Origin of the sequence: Mesorhizobium sp. ORS 3428 (genome assembly GCF_001854785.1) — a bacterium.
Classification (GTDB): Bacteria; Pseudomonadota; Alphaproteobacteria; order Rhizobiales; family Rhizobiaceae; genus Mesorhizobium.
Genome location: NZ_MDFL01000056.1, coordinates 1 through 3,276 on the forward strand (window position 1 = coordinate 1; position 3,276 = coordinate 3,276).

Sequence of the window (3,276 nt, forward strand, 5' to 3'; positions counted from 1 at the left end):
CAATCCAGCGATTGCAGCGACAGGGCGGTCTTGGCCCACAGGCTGATCAAAACGGCATTGCTCGTGTTTTTCCCGACAACTATGTTTCTCCATAAGGTTGACTCGAATATTGAAGCGAGTCGGGAGGGCGAATTGGGAAAGGTTTTTCGGGATAGCGACAACAATGTCGTGTCGCTAGGTAGCTACAAACCGTGGAGCGTCCACAAATCCGAGGGCGGAGACTCGACGAACTATCCGGCGCATAGTGGACATATCCTCGATGTGAAGGATAACAAGGCGAACGGGATCAAGCATTTTGCGGATGCGCTTGACGGGCGGCTGCACGACGACATCGCTGTTGCAGTTGTGCCATCTCACGACCCAGAGAAGAAGGGAGGAGGACTCGCGGGGATCGCCGCCGCCCTGGCTGCGTCAGGCAAGCGCATTGACGCTTCGCRGGCAATTGTACGCACAAAGAAGATCGAAAAGCTGGCTCACGGTGGCGACCGCAGTTTAGACGTGCATGTTGCCAGCATTGCCGTCGCACGTCCCGATCTGATCAAGGGCCGTGATGTTTTGCTTTTGGACGACGTTCACAAGACGGGCAATTCGCTCAGAGCGTGCAGAGAAGCTTTGTTAAACGCTGGTGCGAAATCAGTTCAATGCGCGGCTCTAGGCAGCACTTGGTGAAACCCGTTCCACTATCTGTTCGACGCTATCAAGCGGCATGCAGGTTTCGTACCGCAGAAACTTTTCCGGCCACGTTAGCGTTTCGTCGTCAACGACGGACCGAGCAATAAACAGCCAGCGACCAAGCCGTGTGCATTCTGCGGCTTGGTGAAGCGTTCCCGATGTGTCCGAAGCCTCCATGACGGCAGTCGCGTCGGTGAGCGTTGCCATCAGCTTATTTCGTTGGGGGAAGCTCGCTCGCGATGTTTTTTGACCAATGGGGAATTGAGAAATGAGGAGGTGATTTTTGTAGATCTCCTCCTGTAGTTCCGCGTTTTCTGACGGGCTTGCCTTATCCAGCGGCGTTCCAATCACCGCGATGGTATTCCCACCGCTTTCAATAGCCGTGCGATGTGCAACAGTGTCGACGCCATATGCGAGGCCAGAGACAACAACTACGCCGGCATCGACAAGTCCTCTTGCGAGACGGGCGGTCCGGGCGCGCCCCCTTTCCGAGACCTGGCGAGTGCCTACAATTGCGACACACGGCCGCGTCAGCAGGGACAGATTGCCTGCATAGTAGAAAATCGTATCGTCTTTATTCTCAGCCTCCGATCGACCGAGAAAATCCMTTTGGCGGCGAGACGGGAAGCGGTTTGTGTCTTTAAGTGATACGGAAAGCTTAGAAGATGAGATGTGCGCAGGTACAGCATACGCCGAACCCGCCTTTGCAAAGCGATGGTCCGTCTCGATAGCCGCCGAATACATTCGTTTCCCCTTCGAACCGGCGATCATTTGTTGTCGAATTGTTCTCATATTTCTACTGCTTAGTCAATCCAAATTCCATTAAGTCTCAATGGGTTAACTGCTGAAATTTGACTCTGTTTTCAAATACATAGCCAAATCCACCCGAAACCGTCCACARCCCACTTTGCCACGGTCTAGGAAAAACAGGCGAATCAAATTCCGGTTCCGAATGTGACCCAGGACGGCATTTCCAATCTCTAGGCAGCTCGTGAAATTTCAAGGCCGTTGCGGGATGACCGGCTTGCCCGGACGGCGACGAATAGCCGACTGCTACGCGGCTTGGCTCACAACGCAATCCAATGATCGGCCAGTTGTTCCAACAGGCGGCCGTTTCGCGAGTGGGAGCCGTCGACGGGAGCAACCAAACCCTACGCGCGCATTCGATGCTGCCTCGAACTCCGTCAGGAGTGGTGGGGCAACGATCCGAACTATGTAGCGGTCTCACCCGGTTCCGGATCATCCGGGGTTTCGCCGGCCTCAATTGCGGCTTCCGCAATCGCAGCTCGAGTGGCATCATCCTGGCCTTCAAATCGGCCTTCATGCGCCCGCGCTAGGTTTTGCACGAAGCTTTCCCATCGCAACCCGGTCTCAGCCTCTGGCATGGTCGGGTGTATCTGGGCCGTGTCAGGGTCGTAGACAAGTACGCCAATCGCTTCCAAAAGGTGCGGCGCGTCTCCCTCGGTCTGGCGTCCGCCGGCGCGTACAAGGCGCTTCACGGCCCGCTGTATCAGGTGTTCCGTTGATCGCCAGCCGGTCGGATATTTCTTGCTCACCTTGACTCGCTCTGAGGTCGGGAACGTAAGGACACCTCCGACCACGGAGAATGGGAACTTTAGGTGCAAATTGACGGCAAAGGTTCGGATATCTCCGAAGCGATTCCAGATGGCCCGACCAACGGCCAGGTTAACGGGCTTGATTTCGACCRCAAGGCGCAGGCCGTCCAGATGATGAAATTCCAAGAGGTCGRCATTCACAACACGAAGCGCGCCAGAAACAGGATGCTYGCCGACCTGCACATTTAGGCCGCGTCGGAACGTCAATAGATCGTTTCTGAGCGCTACTGAAAGCCCGGCTGACAACCTGATTTGTCCCGTTTTCTTCTGGCTGTCGGTGAGGCTTGATGCAGCTCTGACGTAATCGCTCGCGGCGACGRCATAGTCCTTGATTGTGGCTGAGGGATTCAGTTCCAGATTATCGACGGTCAGAAGTCCCGAGAGCTTCCTTACCTTTGGTTTTGGACTCTTTGCCATTCACGTCAATCGACAGTTTTGTTGCGCCCACGACCGGCGGCTGGGCAACTACTCGGTCCAATCTTGCGATGGCGTGGTTAAGATAAGATGGATCGATTTCGACCCCGACAGAGTTCCGGCCCGACAGCGCAGCAGCTATGGACGTGGACCCCGTACCGAGAAACGGGTCGAGCACGACATCTCCAGCAAACGAGAACATTCGAATGAGCCGCTCAGCTAGTTCCACCGGAAAGGGTGCGGGGTGCCCGTTGCGTGTCGATGCCCCCTTAAYATCTGTCCAGAACGATCGGAACCATGACTGCRTTTCCGGCTTCGTTAGCATGGATAGGGCCTTTTGAAGTGGGCTCGTCTGCCGATACTGGCCCGGCTTCCTCAGGAACAATACATATTCGACATCGTTCTTGACGACAGCGCCGGGCTGATAAGGCTTGCCATAGAAGCCGGCGCCGTTGCCCTCAGCCTCTGTGACACCGTTGGCGATCTTATGCCAGAGAATCGGCGTCAGGCAGTCGAGTCCCAAAGACCGTGCGCGTACCTGAATGTCGGCATGGAGCGGCATGACGTGGTGCCG

The 3,276-nt window shown here is 55.8% G+C and carries 4 protein-coding genes; 1 reads left to right on the forward strand and 3 read right to left on the reverse strand.

Annotated features, from left to right (window positions below; translation table 11 throughout):
- Nucleotides 1-669, forward strand: a 669-nt coding sequence (locus tag ORS3428_RS06680; protein WP_071095744.1) for a ComF family protein, incomplete at its 5' end; no start/stop codon positions are given.
- Here ORS3428_RS06680 and ORS3428_RS06685 read toward each other — a convergent pair.
- From ORS3428_RS06685 to ORS3428_RS06700, 3 genes are all read right to left on the reverse strand, one after another.
- Nucleotides 652-1,443, reverse strand: coding sequence for a DNA-processing protein DprA (locus tag ORS3428_RS06685; RefSeq protein ID WP_244507872.1), 792 nt, complete (start codon nucleotides 1,441-1,443; stop codon nucleotides 652-654). The two genes, ORS3428_RS06680 and ORS3428_RS06685, sit on opposite strands and share 18 nt — an antisense overlap.
- A 440-nt stretch (nucleotides 1,444-1,883) precedes the next feature.
- Nucleotides 1,884-2,705: a hypothetical protein gene (locus ORS3428_RS32945; protein WP_131802850.1), complete on the reverse strand. Its 822-nt coding sequence runs from the start codon at nucleotides 2,703-2,705 to the stop codon at nucleotides 1,884-1,886.
- On the reverse strand, nucleotides 2,647-3,276 hold a 630-nt coding region (locus ORS3428_RS06700), incomplete at its 5' end, for a DNA-methyltransferase (protein WP_131802851.1). The genes ORS3428_RS06700 and ORS3428_RS32945, both read right to left, overlap by 59 nt.